Annotated in this window: 18 protein-coding genes; 1 reads left to right on the top strand and 17 read right to left on the bottom strand. The window is 69.7% G+C overall.

Annotated elements, in window-relative coordinates:
- Positions 1-178: 178 nt before the first annotated feature.
- The 4 genes from fusA to E6W39_RS25655 all read right to left on the bottom strand — a co-directional run bounded on the left by fusA (position 179) and on the right by E6W39_RS25655 (position 4,149).
- Positions 179-2,284 (bottom strand): elongation factor G, encoded by a 2,106-nt coding sequence (gene fusA, locus E6W39_RS25670; protein ID WP_141635541.1) that lies wholly within the window; start codon positions 2,282-2,284, stop codon positions 179-181.
- 39 nt (positions 2,285-2,323) lie between these two features.
- On the bottom strand, positions 2,324-2,794 hold the full coding sequence (rpsG, locus tag E6W39_RS25665) for a 30S ribosomal protein S7 (RefSeq protein WP_141635540.1): 471 nt from the start codon (positions 2,792-2,794) through the stop codon (positions 2,324-2,326).
- 2 nt (positions 2,795-2,796) lie between these two features.
- A complete protein-coding gene (rpsL, locus tag E6W39_RS25660; protein ID WP_014144289.1) occupies positions 2,797-3,168 on the bottom strand; it encodes a 30S ribosomal protein S12 in 372 nt (123 codons plus the stop codon).
- A gap of 378 nt (positions 3,169-3,546) precedes the next feature.
- Positions 3,547-4,149: a DUF1707 and DUF4190 domain-containing protein gene (locus E6W39_RS25655; protein WP_323809088.1), complete on the bottom strand. Its 603-nt coding sequence runs from the start codon at positions 4,147-4,149 to the stop codon at positions 3,547-3,549.
- A gap of 106 nt (positions 4,150-4,255) precedes the next feature.
- Here E6W39_RS25655 and E6W39_RS25650 point away from each other — a divergent pair, with 106 nt between their 5' ends.
- Positions 4,256-5,569 (top strand): DUF2786 domain-containing protein, encoded by a 1,314-nt coding sequence (locus E6W39_RS25650; protein ID WP_141635539.1) that lies wholly within the window; start codon positions 4,256-4,258, stop codon positions 5,567-5,569.
- Between the two features lie 12 nt (positions 5,570-5,581).
- Here E6W39_RS25650 and E6W39_RS25645 read toward each other — a convergent pair whose 3' ends face one another.
- The 13 genes from E6W39_RS25645 to rplK form a co-directional block, all read right to left on the bottom strand.
- Positions 5,582-6,580 carry an ADP-ribosylglycohydrolase family protein gene (locus E6W39_RS25645; RefSeq protein WP_141635538.1) on the bottom strand — a complete coding sequence of 333 codons (999 nt, stop codon included), beginning with the start codon at positions 6,578-6,580 and terminating at the stop codon, positions 5,582-5,584.
- Positions 6,577-7,785, bottom strand: coding sequence for a cytochrome P450 (locus E6W39_RS25640; RefSeq protein ID WP_141635537.1), 1,209 nt, complete (start codon positions 7,783-7,785; stop codon positions 6,577-6,579). The genes E6W39_RS25645 and E6W39_RS25640 overlap by 4 nt, the downstream gene beginning before the upstream one ends.
- A complete protein-coding gene (locus tag E6W39_RS25635) occupies positions 7,782-8,507 on the bottom strand; it encodes an SIR2 family NAD-dependent protein deacylase (RefSeq protein ID WP_141635536.1) in 726 nt (241 codons plus the stop codon). The genes E6W39_RS25640 and E6W39_RS25635 overlap by 4 nt, the downstream gene beginning before the upstream one ends.
- A gap of 43 nt (positions 8,508-8,550) precedes the next feature.
- On the bottom strand, positions 8,551-9,204 hold the full coding sequence (locus tag E6W39_RS25630) for a response regulator (protein ID WP_220140380.1): 654 nt from the start codon (positions 9,202-9,204) through the stop codon (positions 8,551-8,553).
- 19 nt (positions 9,205-9,223) lie between these two features.
- A complete protein-coding gene (locus tag E6W39_RS25625; RefSeq protein ID WP_141635535.1) occupies positions 9,224-10,399 on the bottom strand; it encodes an ATP-binding protein in 1,176 nt (391 codons plus the stop codon).
- Between the two features lie 67 nt (positions 10,400-10,466).
- Positions 10,467-11,153 (bottom strand): DUF4097 family beta strand repeat-containing protein, encoded by a 687-nt coding sequence (locus E6W39_RS25620; RefSeq protein ID WP_141635534.1) that lies wholly within the window; start codon positions 11,151-11,153, stop codon positions 10,467-10,469.
- Positions 11,154-11,338: 185 nt separating this feature from the next.
- Positions 11,339-15,244 (bottom strand): DNA-directed RNA polymerase subunit beta', encoded by a 3,906-nt coding sequence (locus E6W39_RS25615; RefSeq protein WP_141635533.1) that lies wholly within the window; start codon positions 15,242-15,244, stop codon positions 11,339-11,341.
- Between the two features lie 102 nt (positions 15,245-15,346).
- The gene (gene rpoB / locus E6W39_RS25610; RefSeq protein ID WP_141635532.1) at positions 15,347-18,826 is read right to left on the bottom strand and encodes a DNA-directed RNA polymerase subunit beta; all 3,480 of its coding nucleotides are present in this window, start codon (positions 18,824-18,826) and stop codon (positions 15,347-15,349) included.
- 617 nt (positions 18,827-19,443) lie between these two features.
- On the bottom strand, positions 19,444-19,830 hold the full coding sequence (gene rplL, locus E6W39_RS25600) for a 50S ribosomal protein L7/L12 (RefSeq protein ID WP_141635531.1): 387 nt from the start codon (positions 19,828-19,830) through the stop codon (positions 19,444-19,446).
- A 94-nt stretch (positions 19,831-19,924) separates the two neighbouring features.
- Entirely contained in the window at positions 19,925-20,485 is a 561-nt protein-coding gene (gene rplJ, locus E6W39_RS25595; protein ID WP_101381371.1) for a 50S ribosomal protein L10, read from the bottom strand.
- Positions 20,486-20,838: 353 nt separating this feature from the next.
- Entirely contained in the window at positions 20,839-21,699 is an 861-nt protein-coding gene (locus E6W39_RS25590) for a hypothetical protein (protein ID WP_141635530.1), read from the bottom strand.
- A 148-nt stretch (positions 21,700-21,847) separates the two neighbouring features.
- Complete coding sequence (gene rplA / locus E6W39_RS25585; RefSeq protein ID WP_141635529.1) at positions 21,848-22,570, bottom strand: 50S ribosomal protein L1; 723 nt, start codon at positions 22,568-22,570, stop codon at positions 21,848-21,850.
- 75 nt (positions 22,571-22,645) lie between these two features.
- Positions 22,646-23,080, bottom strand: a complete 435-nt coding sequence (gene rplK / locus E6W39_RS25580; protein ID WP_141635528.1) for a 50S ribosomal protein L11 — start codon at positions 23,078-23,080, stop codon at positions 22,646-22,648.
- Between the last annotated feature and the right edge of the window lie 171 nt (positions 23,081-23,251).

Raw genomic sequence — 23,251 nt, 5'->3', positions numbered from 1 at the left:
AGTTGGTCTTTGATCGGGTTGTGGTACGGGGTGCTGTGACGCACCCCATGCCGTCCCGCGGATGGGGGCGGAGGCCCGGTGGGGTCGGGTACGACCCCACCGGATATGCCTCCTATCAGCCTAAGGGTTCCGGTTCGTCCCGTTTTCCGGGACCAACCGCAGACCGGACGGACCGGTCTTACTCGCCCTTGGCCTTGGCGATGATCTCCTCCGCCACGTTCCGCGGAACCTCGGCGTACGAGTCGAACTGCATCGAGTAGCTCGCGCGACCAGAGGTCTTGCTGCGCAGGTCACCGACGTAGCCGAACATCTCGGAGAGCGGCACCAGCGCGTTGACCACGCGGGCACCGTGACGCTCGTCCATGGACCGGATCTGGCCACGACGAGAGTTGATGTCGCCGATGACCTCGCCCATGTAGTCCTCGGGCGTGGTGACCTCGACGGCCATCATCGGCTCCAGGAGGGCCGGGCCGGCCTTCTTGGCGCCTTCCTTGAAGGCCATCGAGCCGGCGATCTTGAACGCGAGCTCGGAGGAGTCGACGTCGTGCGCGGCACCGTCGAGCAGCGTCACGCGGACACCCTGCAGCGGGTAGCCGGCGAGGACACCGAACTCCATGGCCTCCTGGCAACCGGCGTCGACCGAGGGGATGTACTCCCTCGGCACGCGGCCACCGGTGACCTTGTTGACGAACTCGTAGCCGTCGCCGCTCTCCAGAGGCTCGATCGCGATCTGGATCTTGGCGAACTGGCCGGAGCCACCGGTCTGCTTCTTGTGCGTGTAGTCGATCCGCTCGACGGCCTTGCGGATCGTCTCGCGGTACGCGACCTGCGGCTTGCCGACGTTGGCCTCGACCTTGAACTCACGCTTCATACGGTCGACCAGCACCTCGAGGTGCAGCTCGCCCATACCCGCGATGATGGTCTGGCCGGTCTCCTCGTCCGTGTTGACCTGGAAGGAGGGGTCCTCCTCCGCGAGGCGCTGGATGGCGACACCCAGCTTCTCCTGGTCACCCTTGGACTTGGGCTCGATGGCGACGCGGATGACCGGGGCCGGGAAGTCCATGGACTCCAGGATGACCGGGTTCTTCTCGTCGCTCAGCGTCTCACCGGTGGTGGTCTGCTTCAGGCCCATGACGGCGATGATGTCGCCGGCGCCCACCGACTCGATCTCCTCACGCTTGTTCGCGTGCATGCGGTAGATCTTGCCGATGCGCTCCTTCTTGCCCTTGACGGAGTTCAGCACCGAGGTGCCGGACTCCAGGCGGCCCGAGTAGACCCGGACGAAGGTGAGCTTGCCGAGGTGCGGGTCCGACATGATCTTGAACGCGAGCGCGGCGAGCGGCTCGTCGTCCGAGGCCTGACGGGTGATCTTCGTCTCGGGGTCGTTCGGCTTCGTGCCCTCGATGCCCTCGATGTCGAGCGGCGACGGGAGGTACTTGACGACCGCGTCGAGCAGGGGCTGGACGCCCTTGTTCTTGAACGCGGAACCGCAGAAGATCGGGGTGAAGTCCGAGTTCAGCGTGCCCTTGCGGATCGCGGCGACCAGCAGCTCCTCGGGGATGTCCTCGCCCTCCAGGGCGAGCTCCATCACCTCGTCGCTGACGTTCGACACGGTGTCGAGCAGCTGCTCGCGGTACTCGGCAGCCTGCTCCGCCAGGTCGGCCGGGATGTCGACGACGTCGTACATCTCGCCCTTGGGCGCGTCGGCCGACCAGACCAGGGCCTTCATCTTCACCAGGTCGACGACACCGGTGAAGTCCGACTCGGCGCCGATCGGCAGCTGCATGACCAGCGGGGTCGCGCCGAGGCGGTCCACGATGGTCTGCACGCAGAAGAAGAAGTTGGCGCCCGTGCGGTCCAGCTTGTTGATGAAGCAGATGCGCGGGACGCCGTAGCGGTCAGCCTGCCGCCACACGGTCTCGGACTGGGGCTCGACACCGGCGACGCCGTCGAACACCGTCACGCCACCGTCGAGCACGCGCAGCGAACGCTCCACCTCGACGGTGAAGTCGACGTGGCCCGGGGTGTCGATGATGTTGATGGTGTGGTCGGAGTCGTCGAGCGTCCAGTGACAGGTCGTCGCGGCCGACGTGATCGTGATGCCGCGCTCCTGCTCCTGCTCCATCCAGTCCATGGTGGCAGCGCCATCGTGGACCTCACCGATCTTGTACGAGACACCGGTGTAGAACAGGATCCGCTCGGTGGTGGTGGTCTTGCCCGCGTCGATGTGCGCCATGATCCCGATGTTGCGGACCTTGGCGAGGTCAAGGGAGGTTGTAGCCATGGTGGCTCGTTCTCTCTCTGTCTAGTGACGGGGTACGGACTACCAGCGGTAGTGCGCGAAGGCCTTGTTGGACTCGGCCATCTTGTGGGTGTCCTCGCGACGCTTCACGGAAGCGCCCAGGCCGTTGCTGGCGTCGAGGATCTCGTTCATCAGGCGCTCGGTCATGGTCTTCTCGCGACGGGCGCGGGAGTAGCCGACCATCCAGCGCAGCGCCAGGGTGCTGGCGCGGCCCGGGCGGACCTCGACCGGAACCTGGTAGGTCGCACCACCGACGCGGCGGGACTTGACCTCGAGGGCCGGCTTGACGTTCTCCAGCGCGCGCTTCAGCGTCACGACGGGGTCCGAGCCGGTCTTCTCGCGAACGCCCTCGAGGGCGCCGTACACGATGCGCTCGGCGGTGGAGCGCTTGCCGTGCAGCAGGATCTTGTTGACCAGCGAGGTCACCAGCGGGGAGCCGTAAACCGGGTCGACGATGACCGGGCGCTTCGGGGCGGGGCCCTTACGAGGCATTCTTACTTCTCCTTCTTGGCGCCGTAGCGGCTGCGAGCCTGCTTGCGGTTCTTGACACCCTGGGTGTCGAGCGAGCCGCGGATGATCTTGTAGCGGACACCAGGAAGGTCCTTCACACGCCCACCGCGGACCAGCACGATGGAGTGCTCCTGCAGGTTGTGGCCCTCGCCCGGGATGTAAGCGGTGACCTCGATCCCGCTGGTGAGGCGCACACGGGCGACCTTGCGGAGAGCCGAGTTCGGCTTCTTCGGGGTGGTCGTGTACACACGCGTGCAGACGCCGCGACGCTGGGGCGAACCCTTCAGGGCGGGCGTCTTGTTCTTCTCGACCTTGTCCTGCCGGCCCTTTCGGACCAGCTGCTGGATCGTAGGCACCGTTTCTCCGTTTTCTGTGTGCCAAGGCTGGGTGAAACTAACCTGCGGTGTTCCCAAGCGGTCTGCCCAGCTCACGCCGACCCACGCGGTCGGGTGTGTTGAGCCTCCTCGGAGGGAGGAATCACGCGGAATCCCATGGACTGACGCACCACGGCGGCGCGGGCAGGGGCGGGTGGAACCTCACCGCTGCGGCGGCCGGTGTGCTTGCACGCCAAGGACCCGGGGACACCCCAGGCACAAGGTCAGAGCGTACCTAGCGCATCGGGCGCGGTCAAAACAAATGGAGCGCCGCAGGTCGTGGCGGATCCGGGCGCCCCACCGGCCGCGGCCCGCGAGGGCGGCCTCGGTGGCGCGGCTAACACACCCCGGTGCGAGCCGCTACCCGTGCGAGGCGACCATGAGCATGCCGAAGAGGAACATCATCGCCCAACCGGCCACCGACAGGTAACCCAGGACCAATCCGGCCGTCGCCATCCCGTCACCGCCCTCCTTGGTGCGGCGGATCTGATTGCGCGCCACATGACCGGTGATCACCGCCGGCAGCCCGAAGAAGCCCATGGACGGCACGCAGAGCAGGCCCAGCACCAGGGAGGCGACGGCCATGCCGTTGTTGGGCGCCGGGCGGACCGGCGGCGGCATGAAGGTGGCCGGCACCGGCATCGGCGCCACCGGCGGGGCCAGGCCCGGGCCGGCCGGCAGGTCGGCCACCAGCTGGGCCAACTGGCCGTAGGTCTGGGCGCTGTTCGCCACCTCGAACCGCTCGCCGTACTCCGCCGCGGACAACCGCCCCTCGGCGTAGGCGGCCTTCAGCACGTCGATGGTGCGCTCGCGGTCGGTGTGCGCGGCGCGCATCGCGGCGTGCGGCGCCCCGTACGGCACCGGCGAGCCGTAGGCGGGGGCCGGCGCCGGCGGACCGTAGGCCCCGGGCTGGGCCGGCTGCCGGGACTGCCAACCGCCGGGCCACGGCTGCACGTCACCCATCCGGACTCCTCCCCTGTCGTCTCCCCTGTGAGGACGAACGCATCGGCCGCCGGGTTCCGTCTCGGCTGCACCGCTTCATCATGCCCTGCAACCGGGCTCCGGCATCATGGGCCAGGTGAGTGAAGAGAACGGCGGGGCGACCGTCGAGCAGTGGGAGCAGGCGCTCGGCGCGCTGCTGGGCGCGCCGGCGAAGAGGACCGACCGGGTGCTGGACGAGGGCGCCTCGCTGCTGGCCGCCTCCGCCGAGCGCTGGCCGGCCGTCGGGCGCGGCCTGCTGACCCTGGCGGACCGGTCACTGGGCTCGCTCTGGGCCCGCGGCTGGCGCCCGGCCGACCTGGCCCGGCTGGTCCGGCGGGACCTGGCGCCGCCGCACCAGGCGCTGCTGACCGACCTGGTCGCCGCCGAGGCGCGCGGCCACTCCCCCGCCACCCTGGACCGGCGCTGGCAGGAGCAGCTGCGCGAGCTCGGCGCCGAGGCCTGGTGGGACGGCGACGAGGCCACTTCTGATGAAAACTTCCTGCCCGGTTTCGCCGAGCGGCACCGGCTGGACCGGTTCGCCCTGGCCACCGCCGCCCTGGAGCTGCTGGCGCTGCTCGCCCGGCTGCCGGTGATCACGCCGGTCGGGCCGGCCCCGGGCGCGGCCCACCGGGTCGAGCACCGGGCGGCCGGCCCGCTGCCCGGCGAGCCCCGGATGCTCTCCCGGATCCGCGCCCTGCTGGCCAAGGCCGAGTCGACCGAGTACCCGCAGGAGGCCGAGGCGCTGACCGCCAAGGCCCAGCAGCTGATGGCCCAGCACTCCATCGACGAGGCGCTGCTCGCGGTCGGCCGGCCGGACTCGGCGGCGACGCCCGGCGCGGTCCGGATCGGGGTGGAGAACCCGTACGAGGGCCCCAAGGCGATGCTGCTGGACGCGGTGGCGGCGGCCAACCGGTGCCGGGTGGTGTGGGCCAAGGAGTTCTCGTTCTGCACCGTCATCGGCTTCGACTCCGACCTGGACGCGGTGGAGCTGCTCTACACCTCGCTGCTGGTGCAGGCCACCGCGGCGATGCAGCAGGCCGGCAGCCGGCAGCACCTGGACGGGGCCTCCCGCACCCGGGCGTTCCGGCAGTCCTTCCTGGTCTCCTACGCGGCCCGGATCCGGGAGCGGCTCACCGAGGCGACCGAGCAGACCACCCGGGAGGCGGCCGCCGGGCGCCATCTGAACGACGACGGCACCGCCGAGCAGCGGCTGCCCGACGCCCGGCTGCTGCCCGCGCTGGCGGCCCGCGAGGAGGCGGTGGAGTCCGCGACCGAGCGGATGTTCCCCAAGCTCACCTCGCAGCGGGTGCGGGTCAGCGACGGGGAGGGCTGGGCGGCCGGGCGCGCCGCCGCCGACCGGGCGGCCCTGCAGCCCCGGCGGCGGCTCGGCCGGCAGGCGTAACCCCTCGCCCGCTCAGTCCCAGAGCGCGCCGAACTCCAGCAGCTCGTCGCGGTGCTCGATCCGCTCCACCCAGTCGGCCGGCCAGGCGTGGGCACCCTGGTGCGCGCCGGCGAAGGCGCCGGCCAGGCAGGCCAGCGAGTCGGAGTCACCGGAGGAGTAGGCGGCCCGGCGGATCGCCGTCACCGGGTCGTCGGGGAAGAGCAGGAAGCAGAGCAGCGCGCTGGCGAACGCCTCCTCGGCGATCCAGCCCTCCCCCGTGATCAGGCACGGGTCGGCATCCCGGTCCGCTGCGGCCAGCGCCTGGTCCAGCCGGTCCAGGACTGCCAGGCACTGGTCCCAGCCCTCGGTGATGAACGACTCCGCCGAGTGGCGGTGGGACTGCGTCCACAGGTCGCCCAGCCAGTCCTCGCGGTACTTGGTGCGGTTGGCCGCCGCATAGGCCCGCAGCAGCGCGGGCAGCTGGGCCGGTGCGGTGTCCTGGGTGAGCAGCCAGACGGTCAGCGCGGTCAGCTCACTGGCCGCCAGGCCGGTCGGGTGACCGTGGGTCAGCGCGGCCTGCAGTTGGGAGCCGCCCGCGAGTTGGTCCATCGTCAGCCCGCGCACCAGGCCCAGCGGGGCGACCCGCATGTTGGCGCCGCAGCCCTTGGAGCCGATCCGGCTGGCCTCCTGCCAGCGCACCCCGCGGTGGCTGAGTTCCTGGCAGGCGCTCAGGCAGGTGAAGCCCGGCGCCCGGTTGTTCTGCGGCGAGCGCCACCACTCGACGTACTCGGTGCGCAGCGGCTCGGTGAACCGCTCGGCGGTCAGTGGACCCTCGGCCAGCGCGGTGCGCAGCGCGCGGGCCACCGAGAGCGTCATCTGAGTGTCATCGGTGACCAACGCCTCTTGGCGCAGCGGGAGTTGACGCCAGTCAGGCCAGCTCCGGGCGAGGTTCTCCATCGACTGGAACTCGGTCGGGGCGCCGAGCGCGTCACCCAGTGCCAGGCCCAGCAGAGCACCGGTAGCACGCTTCATGTGGTCACCTGCAGTTCGGTCAGGCCGCGGATCACGTAGCCGGGCTGCCAGACCGGCTCCCGCAGCAGTGTCAGGTCGGGCGCCCGGCGCAGCAACGCGCCGAAGGATTCGATGAGTTCGAGCCTGGCCAGCGGGGCGCCGAGGCAGTAGTGGATGCCTGCACCGAAGGAGATGTGCGGGTTCTCGGCCCGGGTGACGTCCAGCCGGTCGGGGGCGGCGAACCGCGCCTCGTCCCGATTGGCCGAGCCGAACAGCAGGGCGAGCTCGCTGCCGCGCGGGATGCGCACGCCGGCCACCTCGATGTCCTCCAGCACCCACCGCTCGAACATCTGCAGTGGCGTGTCAAACCGCATCAACTCCTCGATGGCGGTGGGGAGATGGGCGTCGACATCGGAGCGCAGCAGGGCCAGCTGAGCGGGGTTGCGCAGCAGCGCCCACCAGCCGTTGCCGGTGGTGTTGACGGTCGCCTCGTGGCCGGCGTTCAGCAGCAGTACGCAGGTGGAGACCAGTTCCTGCTCGCTGAGCGCGTCGCCGTCCTCCTGGGCGGCGATCAGCGCGGAGAGCAGGTCCTCGCCCGGCGCGGCCCGGCGCTCGCCGATCAGCGCGCGCAGGTAGTCGGAGAACTCGACGCTGGCCCGCACCGCCCGCTCGGCGGTCCCGGCGCTCGGGTTGAGCTCGAACATCCCGGTGATCGCGGCCGACCAGGGCCGCAGCAGGTGCCGGTCGGCGGCGGGCACGCCCAGCATCTCGGCGATCACGGCCACCGGCAGCGGCTCGGCGACGGCCGAGATCAGGTCGCCGCCGCCCTCCTCGAGCAGCCCGGTGACCAGTTCGTCGGCCAGCCGCGCCACGGTGGGCCGCAGTGCCTCGACCATCCGCGGGGTGAAGGCCTTGGCGACCAGCCGGCGGATCCGGGTGTGGTCGGGGCCTTCCAGGTCCAGCAGGCCGTTGCCGTTGAGGGTGTGGAACGGCTCGTGTGCCGGGTCGGGCGGGCTCTGCCCGAACTCCTCGTGGCCGAACCGGTGGGTGTAGGTGCGCCCGAGCCGCCGGTCCCGCAGCAGCGCGCTGACGTCCGCGTGGCGGGAGACCAGCCACTGCCCGGTGGCCTCGTGGAAGACCACCGGGGCGTCGGCCCGCAGTTCGGCGTAGACGTCGTACGGGTGCGCGATGAACTCCGCCGACCGGGGATCGAAACGCGTTGTCACTCGGTCAGCCTAGCGACCAGGGCCGGCAGCGCCGTGGAGATAGGCTCCCGGATCACCAGGTCGGCTGGCTCGTCGTACGGGGTCGGCTCGGCGTTGACCACGATCAGCCCGGCCCCGGCCTGGACCGCCACCTCCACCAGCCCGGCCGCCGGATGCACCTGCAGGCTGCTGCCGACCGCGATGAACACGTCGCACAGCTGCGCGATCCGGGCGGCCCGGTCCAGCACCTCGGGGTCCAGCGCCTCGCCGAACATCACGGTGGCCGGTCGAAGGATCCCGCCGCACTCCCGGCAGGCCGGGTCCGGCTCGCCGCCCGCCACCCGGTCCAACGCCTCGGCCATGGTGCCGGTGTAGGCGCACCCCGTGCAGCGCACCCGCCGCGCGGTGCCGTGCAGTTCGAGCACATGGTCCTGGCGCAGCCCGGCCTCCTGGTGCAGCCCGTCCACGTTCTGGGTGAGCACCCGGGTCGGCAGCGCCCGGTCCAGCTCGACCAGCGCCCGGTGCCCGGCGTTCGGCTCGGCGTTCAGCGCGCCCGCGTCCCGGCGCATCAGCCAGGAACGCCGCCGGACATCCGAGGAGGCCAGGTACGGGCCGATGGTGACCAGCTCCTGGGCGCTCGGATCGCGCTGCCAAAGGCCTTGCGGGCCACGGTAGTCGGGGATGCCTGAGTCGGTGGAGATGCCGGCGCCGGTCAGGACGGCGACGAGCTTGCGGCTGCTCATGCCCCGACAGTAGGTGCCTTGCGAGGCCGACCGCACCCGGGTTTCAGCCCTCGCCCGCCACCACTGCCCCGGCCTCGTAGGCGAAGACCACCGCATGAACCCGGTCGCGCAGCTGCAACTTGCTCAGCAGGTTGGAGACATGGGTCTTGACGGTGTGTTCGCTGACCGTCAGCTCGGCGGCGATCTCGGCGTTCGACAGCCCTCGGGCCAGCAGTCGCAGGGTCTCCTGCTCACGGGCCGTCAGCTGATCAAGCAGCCGGTGCGGCCGGCGGGCCACGCCCGGGCGGCGGGCGGCGAACTCGCTGATCAAGCGCTTGGTCACCGACGGAGCGAGCAGCGCCTCACCGGCGGCCACCATCCGGACACCGTGCGCCAGGTCGTCCCGGCGGACGTCCTTGAGCAGGAAGCCGCTGGCACCCGCGTGCAGCGCGTCGTAGACGTAGTCGTCGATGTCGAAGGTGGTGAGCATCAGCACCTTGGTGTCCGGGTAGTCGGCGCAGACCCGGCGGGCCGCCTCCAGCCCGTCCAGCACCGGCATCCGGACGTCCAGCAGCAGCACGTCGGGCCGGTGCGCGGCGACCGCCTCGATCGCCTGCTCCCCGTCCGCCGCCTCGGCCACCACCTCGATGTCCGGCTGGGCGTCCAGGATCATCCCGAATCCGGCCCGGACCAGCTCCTGGTCGTCGGCCACCACCACACGTATCACGCTGCGCTCCTCACAGTGCCTGTGTTCCCAAGGGCAGGTCGGCCCGGATCCGGAAGCCCAGCCCGTCCGGCCCCGGCCCGGCCTCCGCCCGGCCGCCGCAGGCCACCGCCCGCTCCCGGATGCCCAGCAGTCCGCGCCCGCCCGACCAGCCGGGCGCACCGACCGCCGCCGTGCCGTCCGGGCCGCGGCCGTTGTCCTGGACCGTCAGTTCCAGCCGCTCGGCCCGCTCGACCACCGCCACCTCGGCCCGGTCCGCCCCGGAGTGCTTGAGCACATTGGTCAGCGCCTCCTGGATGATCCGGTAGGCCGCCGCCTCCACGTCGGCGGGCAGCGCCGGCACCGGCTCGGGCAGCGCCAGCTCCACCCGGACACCGGCCGCGCGCACCCGGTCGGCCACCGTGGTGAGCTCCACCAGCCTCGGCTGCGGGGCGAGTTGGGGCGTGGCGCCGTCCTCCTTGAGCACTCCGAGCACCCGGCGCAGCTGCACCATGGCGTCCCGCCCGGAGTCCGCGATGGTGTCGAAGGCGCGGATCGCCTTCTCCGGATCGCGGTGCACCACAAGCGGCCCGGCCTCGGCCTGGATCACCATCAGCGAGACCGCGTGCGCCAGGATGTCGTGCATCTCCCGGGCGATCCGGCTCCGTTCCTCGGCCACCGCGCGGGCCGCCTCGCTCGCGGCCCGGGCGCCGGCCTCGTGCGCCCGCTTCCTCTGGGTTTCGGCCTGCTGACGCAGTTCGCGCACCACCGAGCCGAGGATGAAGGAGCCGATGTTGGTCAACTCGCTGAAGATCAGCCCGTTGGGCGAATGGGTGCCGTAGACCGTGTAGGACACCAGCACGACCAGACTCAGCCAGCGCTGCCACTCCTTGCCCCGGTCGGCCAGGGTGTAGACCACCAGGATCGAGTGCAGCATGATCTGCGGCTGCGCGGAGTGCGCGAACAGGCTCATGCCGAGCGACAGGAGGCTGGAGAGCACGAACACGGTGAACGGCGCCCGCCGCCGCCAGGGCAGCGGGGCCGCCGTGGCGGCGGCGAGCACGAAGGTCCAGAGCGGCCACGAGCGGCCGTCGAAGAAGACCGCCCAAACCGAGAGTGCCCCGGCCAGGAAGGCCAGCACCGAGTCGACCAGGAACGGCCGGGCCGCCACCGCCCGGATCACCCGGCCCTGCCAGCGCGCGATCTCCACCGTGTCCCCCGTTCCTCCCCAGCCGGCGGGCAGCCTATCGGCCCAGCTCAGCACGGTATAGAGGGGCTCAGGCACCGGTGACGGCAACGCTGCCGGTCTCCGCGTGGGCGTTGATGGTCCGTCCGGTCGAGGGGTCCTGTGGGACCGCCACCTTGACCGAGCCGGTCTGCGCGGCGGCCGCGACGGTGTAGCCGGTGCCGCCCGGCACGGTGATCTGGACCGAACCGGTCTCGGTGCTGGCGTTCACCGCCCTCGGGGCCCCGGCGAAGGAGGCGCAGACGTCACCGGTCTGGGCGCGCAGCTCGGCCTTGCCGCCGGTCAGCCCGGTCGCCCGGATCTTCCCGGTTTCGGTGTCGGCCTGCACGTCGGCGGTCAGCCCGCTCAGGTCCACGTCACCGGTCGAGGCGGTCAGCTTCACCACGGTGCCGGCCGGCACGTGGATGTCGTAGCCGACCCCGCAGTCGTGGCAGTGGTACGCCAGGGTGAGGGTGCCGTCGGCGCTCACCTGGTGGGTGGTGACCGGCTGCTGGTCCTGGTAGTGCTGGTGCTCGGTCACGGTGACGGCGTCGCCGCCGCCGACCACGGTGATGTCGCCGGTCTCCCCCTGCACCACCAGCGTCTTCACCGACTGGCTGACGCCGTAGCTGACGTCGTTGTGCTTCCGCGAACCCCACCAGTCACAGGCCGTCATCGACAGGAGCACGGCGCCGGTAATCGCGGCGTAGACCAGCACTCGGGTCAGGCGGTTGTCCATCGAAGTCCCCCCTCGGGCCGCCGGCCCGGACCCTCCGCACCGACATCCCCAAGACTGCCCGCCGGCCCCCTGGTCACGGATCGCCCGGCCGAGCGGTTTCGCCGCCTCCCCCGCAGGACGGACAAACGCCGCAGGGCGGCCATCCCTGAGAGGGATGACCGCCCTGCGTCTCAACAACCGTGGACTCAGCCGGTGTACGGGCCGTAGTCGTAGTCGTCCAGCGGGACCGCCTGGCCGGAGCCGGCGCCGAAGGGCGACAGGTCGTAGTCGTCGTAGCCGACGGCCGAGTACATCGCGGCCTTGGCCTCCTCGGTCGGCTCGACCCGGATGTTGCGGTAGCGGGGCAGGCCCGTACCGGCCGGGATGAGCTTACCGAGGATGACGTTCTCCTTGAGGCCCAGCAGCGGGTCCGACTTGGCGTGGATCGCCGCGTCGGTGAGCACCCGGGTCGTCTCCTGGAAGGAGGCGGCCGACAGCCAGGACTCGGTGGCCAGCGAGGCCTTGGTGATACCCATCAGCTGCGGACGGCCGGAGGCGGGGTGACCGCCCTCGGAGACCACACGACGGTTCTCGGTCTCGAACCGGCCGCGCTCGACCAGCTCGCCCGGCAGCAGCTCGGCGTCGCCCGACTCGATGATCGTCACGCGGCGGAGCATCTGCCGGATGATGATCTCGATGTGCTTGTCGTGGATCGACACACCCTGCGAGTTGTAGACCTTCTGGACCTCGGCGACCAGGTGGACCTGGACGGCACGCTGGCCCATGATCCGCAGCACGTCGTGCGGGTTGGTGGCACCCATGGTCAGCTTCTGGCCGACCTCGACCTGCTCGCCCTCGCTCACCAGGAGCTTGACACGCTTGGAGACCGGGTAGGCGATCTCGTCGGTGCCGTCGTCCGGGGTGATGACGATCTTGCGGGTCTTCTCGGTGTCCTCGATCCGGGCCCGGCCGGAGGCCTCCGAGATCGGGGCCACACCCTTGGGGGTACGGGCCTCGAAGAGCTCGACGACACGCGGCAGACCCTGGGTGATGTCGTCACCGGCCACACCACCGGTGTGGAAGGTACGCATGGTCAGCTGGGTACCGGGCTCACCGATGGACTGGGCGGCGATGATGCCGACCGCCTCACCGATGTCGACCAGCTTGCCGGTGGCCAGCGAGCGGCCGTAGCACATGGCGCAGGTGCCGACCGCCGACTCACAGGTGAGGATCGAGCGGACCTTGACCTCGCCGATGCCGTACTTGATCAGCTCGTCGATCAGGACGTCACCGAGGTCGGTGTTGGCCGTCGCGATGAGCTTGCCGTCGACGGTGATGTCCTCGGCCAGCATGCGGGCGTAGACGCTGGTCTCGACGTCCTCCGCCTTGCGCAGCACGCCGTCCTCGCCGACGCTGCCGATCGCCAGCTTGAGGCCGCGCTCGGTGCCGCAGTCCTCCTCGCGGATGATCACGTCCTGCGAGACGTCCACCAGACGACGGGTCAGGTAACCCGAGTCGGCGGTACGCAGCGCGGTGTCGGCCAGACCCTTACGGGCACCGTGGGTGGAGATGAAGTACTCCAGCACGGACAGGCCCTCACGGAACGAGGCCTTGATGGGACGCGGGATGGTCTCGTTCTTCGCGTTCGACACCAGACCACGCATACCGGCGATCTGACGCATCTGCATCATGTTTCCACGAGCACCCGAGTCGACCATCATGAAGATGGGGTTGGTCTTCGGGAAGTTCGCGTTCATCGCCTCGGCGACCTCGTTGGTCGCCTTGGTCCAGATGTTGACGAGCTCCTGCTTGCGCTCGTCGTTGGTCATCAGACCGCGCTCGTAGTTCTTCTGGACCTTCTCGGCCTGCGCCTCGTAGCCCTCGAGGATCTGGGGCTTGCTCGGCGGGACCACGACGTCCGAGATCGAGACGGTGACACCGGAACGGGTCGACCAGTGGAAGCCGGACGCCTTCAGGTTGTCCAGGGTCGCCGCCACGACGACCTTGGGGTACCGCTCGGCCAGGTCGTTGACGATCGCGGAGAGCTGCTTCTTGCCCACCTCGTAGTCGACGAACGGGTAGTCCTCGGGCAGCAGCTCGTTGAAGAGCGCCCGACCCAGGGTCGTGGTGAGCCGGAAGGACTCGCCCTCGGTCCACTGCGCGGCCTCGCTGTCGACCCACTCGGGGTCGACCGACGGGGTCCAGCCCCGCGGCGGCACGGTGCCGATCGGCAGCCGCAGGTTGATCGGGGCCTGGACGTCCAGCTCGCGGGCGTCGAAGGCCATGATCGCCTCGGCGGTGGACGAGAAGGAGCGGCCGGCGCCCTTCACGTTCTCGCGGTCCGAGGTGAGGAAGAACAGACCGAGCACCATGTCCTGGGTCGGCATGGTGACGGGGCGACCGTCGGCCGGCTTCAGGATGTTGTTCGAGGACAGCATCAGGATGCGGGCCTCGGCCTGGGCCTCCGCGCTCAGCGGCAGGTGGACGGCCATCTGGTCACCGTCGAAGTCCGCGTTGAACGCGGTGCAGACGAGCGGGTGGATCTGGATGGCCTTGCCCTCGACCAGCTGCGGCTCGAAGGCCTGGATGCCCAGGCGGTGCAGGGTGGGCGCACGGTTCAGCAGCACCGGGTGCTCGGCGATGACCTCTTCGAGGACGTCCCACACCACCGGGCGGGCGCGCTCGACCATGCGCTTGGCCGACTTGATGTTCTGCGCGTGGTTCAGGTCGACCAGGCGCTTCATCACGAACGGCTTGAAGAGCTCCAGCGCCATGGCCTTGGGCAGACCGCACTGGTGCAGCTTGAGCTGCGGGCCGACGACGATGACCGAACGGGCCGAGTAGTCGACGCGCTTGCCGAGCAGGTTCTGACGGAAACGACCCTGCTTGCCCTTCAGCATGTCGCTGAGGGACTTCAGCGGACGGTTGCCGGGGCCCGTCACCGGGCGGCCGCGGCGGCCGTTGTCGAAGAGGGCGTCGACCGCCTCCTGGAGCATGCGCTTCTCGTTGTTGACGATGATCTCGGGCGCGCCGAGGTCGAGAAGCCGCTTCAGGCGGTTGTTGCGGTTGATGACACGGCGGTACAGGTCGTTCAGGTCGGAGGTCGCGAAGCGGCCACCGTCCAGCTGCACCATCGGACGCAGGTCCGGCGGGATCACCGGGACGCAGTCGAGCACCATGCCGTGCGGCTTGTTGCTGGTCTGCAGGAAGGCGGAGACGACCTTGAGGCGCTTGAGCGCACGGGTCTTCTTCTGGCCCTTGCCGGTGCGGATGATCTCGCGCAGGCGCTCGGCCTCGGCGGTCAGGTCGAAGGTCTCCAGGCGGTCCTTGAGGGCCGCGGCGCCCATCGAGCCCTGGAAGTAGGTGCCGAACCGGTCGCGGAGCTCGCGGTAGAGCAGCTCGTCGCCCTCGAGGTCCTGGACCTTGAGGTTCTTGAACCGGGCCCAGACCTCGTCCAGGCGGTCGATCTCGCGCTGCGCACGGTCGCGCAGCTGCTTCATCTCACGCTCGGCACCCTCGCGCACCTTGCGGCGCACGTCGGCCTTGGCGCCCTCGGCCTCCAGCTCGGCCAGGTCGGTCTCGGCCTTCTTGGCGCGGGCCTCGAGGTCGGCGTCGCGGCGGTTCTCGATCTGCTGGCGCTCGACCGAGACGTGCGCCTCCAGGGAGGGCAGGTCGCGCTGGCGGCGCTCCTCGTCCACCCAGGTGATCATGTAGGCGGCGAAGTAGATGACCTTCTCGAGGTCCTTCGGCGCCAGGTCGAGCAGGTAGCCGAGGCGGGACGGCACACCCTTGAAGTACCAGATGTGGGTGACCGGGGCGGCCAGCTCGATGTGGCCCATCCGCTCACGGCGCACCTTGGCGCGGGTCACCTCGACGCCGCAGCGCTCGCAGATGATGCCCTTGAAGCGGACGCGCTTGTACTTACCGCAGTAGCACTCCCAGTCCCGGGTGGGGCCGAAGATCTTCTCGCAGAAGAGGCCGTCCTTTTCGGGCTTCAGGGTGCGGTAGTTGATGGTCTCCGGCTTCTTGACCTCGCCGTGCGACCACTGGCGGATGTCGTCAGCCGTGGCCAGGCCGATGCGGAGCTCGTCGAAGAAGTTGACGTCAAGCACTGGTCGTCAAGCCCTCTTTCGTCATTCGAGAGTTTGTCTGTGGTCTGAGGGGGGCCTGGGGGCGGGCCGGCTGCCGGTTGAAGGCAGCCGGCCCAACCTCCGTCAGACCTCTTCGACGCTGCTCGGCTCGCGCCGGGACAGGTCGATGCCGAGCTCCTCGGCAGCGCGGAACACGTCCTCGTCGGAGTCCCGCAGCTCGATGTTGGAGCCGTCCGAGGACAGCACCTCCACGTTGAGGCAGAGCGACTGCATTTCCTTGATGAGGACCTTGAAGGACTCGGGAATGCCCGGCTCGGGGATGTTCTCGCCCTTGACGATCGCCTCGTAGACCTTCACGCGGCCCAGGACGTCGTCGGACTTGATGGTGAGCAGCTCCTGCAGCGCGTAGGCCGCGCCGTACGCCTCAAGGGCCCACACCTCCATCTCACCGAAGCGCTGACCACCGAACTGCGCCTTACCACCGAGCGGCTGCTGGGTGATCATCGAGTACGGACCGGTCGAACGGGCGTGCAGCTTGTCGTCGACCAGGTGGTGCAGCTTGAGGATGTACATGTAGCCGACCGAGATCGGCATCGGGAACGGCTCGCCGGAGCGGCCGTCGAACAGGCGGGCCTTACCGGTGGAGTTCACCAGGCGCTCACCGTCACGGGTGAGGGTGGTGTTGTCGAGCAGACCGGTGATCTCGTCCTCGCGGGCGCCGTCGAAGACCGGGGTGGCCAGGTTGGTGCCGCCCTCGACCGTGTCGGCGCCGATCGCCTGCAGGCGGCGGGCCCACTCGTCGGCGAGGCCGGAGACGTCCCAGCCCTGCTTGGCGAGCCAGCCGAGGTGGATCTCCAGGACCTGTCCCGGGTTCATTCGGGACGGGACACCCAGCGGGTTGAGGATGATGTCGACCGGGGTGCCGTCCTCGAGGAACGGCATGTCCTCGACCGGCAGGATCTTGGAGATGACGCCCTTGTTGCCGTGGCGGCCGGCGAGCTTGTCACCGTTGGTGATCTTGCGCTTCTGGGCCACGTAGACGCGGACCAGCTGGTTCACGCCCGGGGGCAGCTCGTCGCCCTCTTCGCGGTCGAAGACGCGGACGCCGATGACCTTGCCGGACTCACCGTGCGGCACCTTCAGCGAGGTGTCGCGGACCTCACGGGCCTTCTCACCGAAGATCGCGCGGAGCAGGCGCTCCTCCGGGGTCAGCTCGGTCTCACCCTTCGGGGTGACCTTGCCGACCAGGATGTCGCCGGTGACGACATCGGCGCCGATCCGGATGATGCCGCGCTCGTCGAGGTCGGCGAGGACCTCCTCGGAGACGTTCGGGATGTCCCGGGTGATCTCCTCGGGGCCCAGCTTGGTGTCACGGGCGTCGACCTCGTGCTCCTCGATGTGGATCGAGGAGAGGACGTCGTCCTGCACGAGGCGCTGCGACAGGATGATCGCGTCCTCGTAGTTGTGGCCCTCCCAGGACATGAAGGCGACGAGCAGGTTCTTGCCCAGCGCCATCTCGCCCTCGTCGGTGCACGGGCCGTCGGCCAGCACCTGGCCGGCCTCGACCCGCACGCCCTCGTCCACGAGCACCTTCTGGTTGAAGGCGGTGCCCTGGTTGGAGCGGGTGAACTTGGCGGCCCGGTAGGTGTTGTACGTGCCGTCGTCGTTGGCGACGGTGACGTAGTCGGCCGAGACCTCCTGGACCACACCGGCCTTGTCGGCGGTGATGACGTCCGCGGCGTCGACGGCGCAGCGGTACTCCATGCCGGTGCCGACCAGCGGCGCCTCGCTGCGCAGCAGCGGGACGGCCTGGCGCATCATGTTCGAGCCCATGAGCGCGCGGTTGGCGTCGTCGTGCTCGAGGAACGGGATCATGGCGGTCGCGACCGACACCATCTGGCGCGGCGAGACGTCCATGTAGTCGACCTCGGTGCCGGGCACGTAGTCGATCTCGCCGCCACGGCGGCGGACCAGGACGCGCGGCTCCGCGAAGTGGTTGTCATCGGTCAGCGGCGCGTTGGCCTGCGCGATGACGTAGCGGTCCTCTTCGTCGGCAGTCAGGTAGTCGACGTGGGTGGTGACCACACCGTTCTCGTCGACCTTGCGGTACGGGGTCTCGATGAAGCCGAAGGCGTTCACCCGGCCGTACGAGGCCAGCGACCCGATCAGACCGATGTTCGGGCCTTCAGGGGTCTCGATCGGACACATGCGGCCGTAGTGCGAGGGGTGCACGTCACGGACCTCGAAGCCGGCCCGCTCACGGGACAGACCACCGGGACCCAGTGCGGACAGACGGCGCTTGTGGGTCAGACCCGACAGCGGGTTGGTCTGGTCCATGAACTGGGACAGCTGGCTGGTGCCGAAGAACTCCTTGATGGAGGCGACGACCGGCCGGATGTTGATCAGGGTCTGCGGCGTGATCGCCTCGACGTCCTGGGTGGTCATGCGCTCGCGGACGACGCGCTCCATGCGGGCCAGGCCGGTGCGGACCTGGTTCTGGATGAGCTCGCCGACGTTGCGCAGGCGACGGTTGCCGAAGTGGTCGATGTCGTCGACCTCGACCACGATGTCGCGGCCCTCGTCGTCACGCCACTCGGTCTCGCCCGCGTGCAGCTTCACCAGGTACTTGATGGTGCCGATGATGTCGGGCTCGGTGAGCACGCCGGAGTCCAGCGACTCGGCGTTGCCCAGCTTGCGGTTGACCTTGTAGCGGCCGACCTTGGCCAGGTCGTAGCGCTTCGGGTTGAAGTAGAGGTTCTCGAGCAGGGTCTGCGCGGCCTCACGGGTCGGCGGCTCGCCCGGACGCAGCTTGCGGTAGATGTCGAGCAGCGCGTCGTCCTGGCCCTGGGTGTGGTCCTTCTCCAGGGTGGCGCGCATCGACTCGTACTCGCCGAACTCCTCGAGGATCATCTCGCTGGTCCAGCCGAGGGCCTTGAGCAGCACGGTGACCGACTGCTTGCGCTTGCGGTCGATGCGGACACCGACCATGTCGCGCTTGTCGATCTCCATCTCCAGCCAGGCACCGCGGGAGGGGATGATCTTGGCGGAGTAGATGTCCTTGTCGGACACCTTGTCCAGGGTGGAGTCGAAGTAGACGCCCGGGGAGCGGACCAGCTGCGAGACGACGACACGCTCGGTGCCGTTGATCACGAACGTGCCCTTGTGGGTCATGAGCGGGAAGTCGCCCATGAAGACCGTCTGAGACTTGATCTCACCGGTCTCGTTGTTGGTGAACTCGGCCGTGACGAAGAGCGGGGCCGCGAAGGTGAAGTCGCGGTCCTTGCACTCGTCAATGGAGTTCTTCGGCGGCTCGAAACGGTGGTCGCGGAAGGTCAGCGACATCGACCCACTGAAGTCCTCGATCGGGGAGATCTCTTCGAAGATCTCCTCCAGACCGGACTTGGTGGGGACGTCCTGACCAGACTCCAGCGCCTCCTCGACCCGGGTCTTCCAGGCCGCATTGCCGAGCAGCCAGTCAAAGCTCTCGGTCTGCAGGGCGAGGAGGTTCGGTACCTCGAGGGGCTCCTTGATCTTCGCGAACGAGACGCGGAGCGGGGCGGTGGATGCGGCGGAATTGTTCGAGGCGTTGCGCGGCGCGGCCAAGAGGGGGGTCCTTCCGAGGGCTCGGAGCTCACTACGCGCATACCGGCCGGGCCTTGCCGAGGGGTTCATCCAACGGAGAAATCCCAGGTCAGGGCAGCGCCGACTCCGGGCGACGAGTCACGGAGCAGCTAACAGGCAGCGCAAAGGGACAGTGTAGCCAAAGGCGACACTGCTGTCCAGTCCTGATTCGGAGACCGAATCGGACGCTCCCTCCGTTGCGTACTGCCAGTCCTGCTGCGCACTGCAGCGGCGCCAAACCTCACCGAGGAGGCCGGCACCGCGACTCACTCCTAGTGAGTTCCCGCCAGGGCCCCGGGTTATGCATCCGGGGCCACTCGAACTAACGGCCGACCGCCCTCGGGGGTGTCGGCACGCGCCTTGAGAATCGCGCGCCCGCCGCCGTTCGTCAAGGCCCGGCCGAAGCTTGGACCTCGGGGTGTTCATCGCTGTGCGGCCTGTGAGCGTTACAGCGGTGATCACCATACCTCGCCCCGCCGACACTGCCCCGATCGTGGGAAGGGGCCCCAACGCAGACAGGCCGGGCCGGCCACCCGCGAAGGGTGGCCGGCCCGGCCCGTTGTGCTTCCTGGGAAGCGGTGCCCGCTAGGAGCGCAACGTCACTTGACGGTGACCTTGGCGCCAGCGCCCTCGAGGGCAGCCTTGGCCTTCTCGGCGGTCTCCTTGTTGACCTTCTCCAGGACAACGGCACCGGCGGTGTCGACGAGGTCCTTGGCCTCCTTCAGGCCGAGGGAGGTCAGGGTGCGCACCTCCTTGATGACCTGGATCTTCTTGTCGCCGGCACCGTCGAGGATGACGTCGAACTCGTCCTTCTCCTCAACGGCCTCGGCGGCAGCGCCACCGGCGGCACCGGCGATCATGACCGGGGCGGCCGCAGCGGCGGTGACGTCGAACTTCTCCTCGAAGGCCTTCACGAAGCCCGAGAGCTCGATCAGGGTCATGTCCTCGAACTGAGCGAGCAGCTCGTCCTGGGTCAGCTTCGCCATGATGGCGTCCTTCCACTAAATCGGCAGGTGGTGCCGGTTATGTACGGGATGTGGCGGGCGCGGGCCCGCTGCGAGGGCGTGAGCCCACCGCCGATCACTCGGCGGCGGCGTCCTCGGCGGGAGCCGGCGTACCGGCACCGCCCTGCTCGACCTTGTCGCGCAGCGCGTCCACGGTGCGGACGAGCTTCGAGGGCAGGGCCTGGAAGAGCGAGGCAGCCTGGGACTGCTTGCCCTTCATGGCACCGGCCAGCTTGGAGAGCAGCACCTCGCGGGACTCGAGGTCCGCGAGCTTCTTGATGTCGTCGGCAGACAGCGCCTTACCGTCGAGCACGCCGCCCTTGATGATCAGGGCGGGGTTCTCCTTGGCGAAGTCACGCAGAGCCTTCGCCGACTCCACCGGGTCACCGGTGACGAAGGCGACAGCCGTCGGACCGTTGAACTGGTCGTCGAGCTCCGTGATCCCGGCCTCGTTGGCCGCGATCTTGGTCAGCGTGTTCTTCACCACGGCGTACTGGGCGTTCTCGCCGAGCGAGCGACGCAGGGTCTTGACCTGCTTCACCGTCAGACCGCGGTACTCGGTCAGCACGGCCGCGTTGGAGGCACGGAACTTCTCCGTGATCTCCGCGACGGCGGCAGCCTTGTCAGGCCTGGCCATAGGCTTACGCCTCCTTCCGTGATGTCGAGGTCGGCCGACCATGGACAGTCGACCTACAGTGCCTCTGACCACCAGCGGAGAAGGGCAGCTCGCCAGGGAATGAGAAAAGCCCCGGTGCGCAGAGGCACGGGGCTTCGATCGACCTCGACGGACACGCGAACGAGTCGCACAACCGGAAGTCAAAGCTCCAAACACTCCTGCGCGGGCTGCCTGCGACAAGCGCAGAACCTTCGGTCGGACGGCCCGGGGGCCAATGCGACAACCAGCGGTCTTCGGCAGACATCAGCGTACGGTCAAGAGGGCGGGAAGTCCAAATCGGGTCACCGGCGCAGCGGGCCGACGGCCGGACCGGGTCACCGGCCCGCCGCCCGGGTGTCGCTCTCCGGCGGGGCCAGCACGGCCAGCTGGTCACCGTAGTCGCGGTACTCGATCAGCTGGTCCAGGACGCCCTGGGGGCTGCTGCCGGTGCGGCGCAGCTGGACCAGCTGGTCGCGGTCGTTCAGCCACAGGTCCAGGGTCAGGGCGGTCACCCCGCCACCGCCGAGCGCGGCTGCCAGCCGGTCCCGGCGCGCCGGGCTGAGCAGGTCGGCCTCGGCGGCCGTGTAGTCGGCCACCGTGGTGGTGGCGGCCCAGTGCCCCACCGGGACCTTGCCGAGCAGCTCCTCCCCCACCAGCCGCAGGTCCCCGGCGGCCGCGGCCGCGGTCACCGCCTGCAGCGGGTCCAGCTGGTCGGCCAGCTCGGCGTACGGCGTCTGCGGCCGTCCGTCCGGCCCGTCCGGCCCGGTGGCCCGCTCCCAGTGCCGGCCGCCGAGGCGGGCCGCGGTGGCGGTGTCGCCGCCCTGGTAGCTGACGCCGCCCAGGACGATCAGCCGGCCGGTCGCGCCCGGCGCGGTGCGGGTCAGCTGCAGGGCGGGGGGCGCCCAGCTGAGCACCCCGTCGGCGCAGTCGGTGGCGCCGCCCGGGACCTCGGACCAGTAGTGCAGCCGGGCCCGGCCGGCGGTCTGCAGCACCTGCTCGGCCGAGAGCAGCACGCCGAGCGGCGAGCGGTCGGCGGGCCGGGGCGCCGGGGGCGCCGGCAGCGCGGGCTCGGCGGCCGCGGACCGCCGGCCGCTCGCCGCCGCCTCGGGTCCGGCGGTCGGCTCGCAGGCCGCCAGGGTGCCGAAGAGTGCGACCGCGGCCGCCGCTGCGGCCACCGCCCTCAGGAGCGCTGCCACCCTCGCCTCCCGATCAGTCCAGCCGTCGGCTCAGCCTGCCACGCCGGAGCCCGACGGCGGCCGGCGGCCCGCCGGACAATGCGTCAGGGCCCGTACTCCACAAGGGAGTACGGGCCCTGACGATCAGTCAATCAGACCGGGCGAACCGTCAGACGGCGGCCGGGTCCTCCTCGACCAGGAGGTTGCGGGTGCGGTTCGGGTCCACCTGGATGCCGGGGCCCATGGTGGTCGAAACCGCGGTCTTCTTGATGTAGCGGCCCTTGGCGGCGGACGGCTTGGCCCGCAGCACCTCGTCAAGGGCGGCGGCGTAGTTCTCGACCAGCTGCTCGTCGGTGAAGGACGCCTTGCCGATGATGAAGTGCAGGTTCGAGTGCTTGTCGACGCGGAACTCGATCTTGCCGCCCTTGATGTCCGTGACGGCCTTGGCCACGTCCGGGGTGACGGTGCCGGTCTTCGGGTTCGGCATCAGACCACGGGGACCGAGCACGCGGCCCAGGCGGCCGACCTTGCCCATGAGGTCCGGGGTGGCGACGACGGCGTCGAAGTCCAGACGACCCTTGGCCACCTCGTCGATGAGCTCGTCGGAGCCGACGATGTCGGCGCCCGCAGCCTCCGCAGCCGCGGCACGGTCGCCGGTCGCGAAGACCAGGACCCGGGCGGTCTTACCGGTACCGTGCGGCAGGTTGACGGTGCTGCGGACCATCTGGTCGGCCTTGCGCGGGTCGACACCCAGGCGCATGGCAACCTCGACGGTCGCGTCGAACTTGGTGGTGGAGGTCTCCCGGGCGAGGCGGATGGCCTCGAGCGGGGCGTAGAGACGGTCGCGGTCGACCTTGAGGTCCGCGGCCTTGAGGGCCTTGCTGCGCTTCACTGCTGCTCCTGTGTTGGTGGAGTCGTGGTATCTCGGGCCGCGCTGGGCCCTACCACTGGCCTACGAAAAGGGTGTTCAGCCCTCGATGGTGACGCCCATGGACCGGGCGGTACCCGCGATGATCTTCTCCGCGGCGTCCAGGTCGTTGGCGTTCAGGTCGGGGAGCTTGGTGGTGGCGATCTCGCGCACCTGGGCCGAGGTCAGCTTGGCGACCTTGGTCTTGTGCGGCTCGCCGGAGCCCTTCTCGATGCCCGCGGCCTTCAGGATGAGGCGCGCGGCCGGCGGGGTCTTGGTGATGAAGGTGAAGGAGCGGTCCTCGTAGACCGTGATCTCCACCGGCACGACCATGCCACGCTGCGACTCGGTGGCCGCGTTGTAGGCCTTGCAGAACTCCATGATGTTGACGCCGTGCTGACCCAGCGCGGGGCCGACCGGCGGCGCCGGGTTGGCCGCACCGGCGTTGATCTGGAGCTTGATAAGCCCCGTGACCTTCTTCTTCTTGGGAGGCATGTCTCTCCGGGTCCTTCCTTCGATGGACGTGTGTACGACTCCGGGGCGACACCCGGGCGAGAGTACACACAGCGGACCAGGCTAACGCGTGGGCGCCGCTGGTCCAAAACGAGCCCGGGGGCGAGGCCGCGGCCCCGCCCCCGAGAAGCTTTCGGTGACTAGTACGTCCGG

It is taken from the genome of Kitasatospora acidiphila (genome assembly GCF_006636205.1).
Classification (GTDB): domain Bacteria; phylum Actinomycetota; class Actinomycetes; order Streptomycetales; family Streptomycetaceae; genus Kitasatospora; species Kitasatospora acidiphila.
The sequence above is the reverse complement of the archived record's forward strand: the minus strand, read 5'-3'. Positions and strand labels throughout refer to the sequence as shown.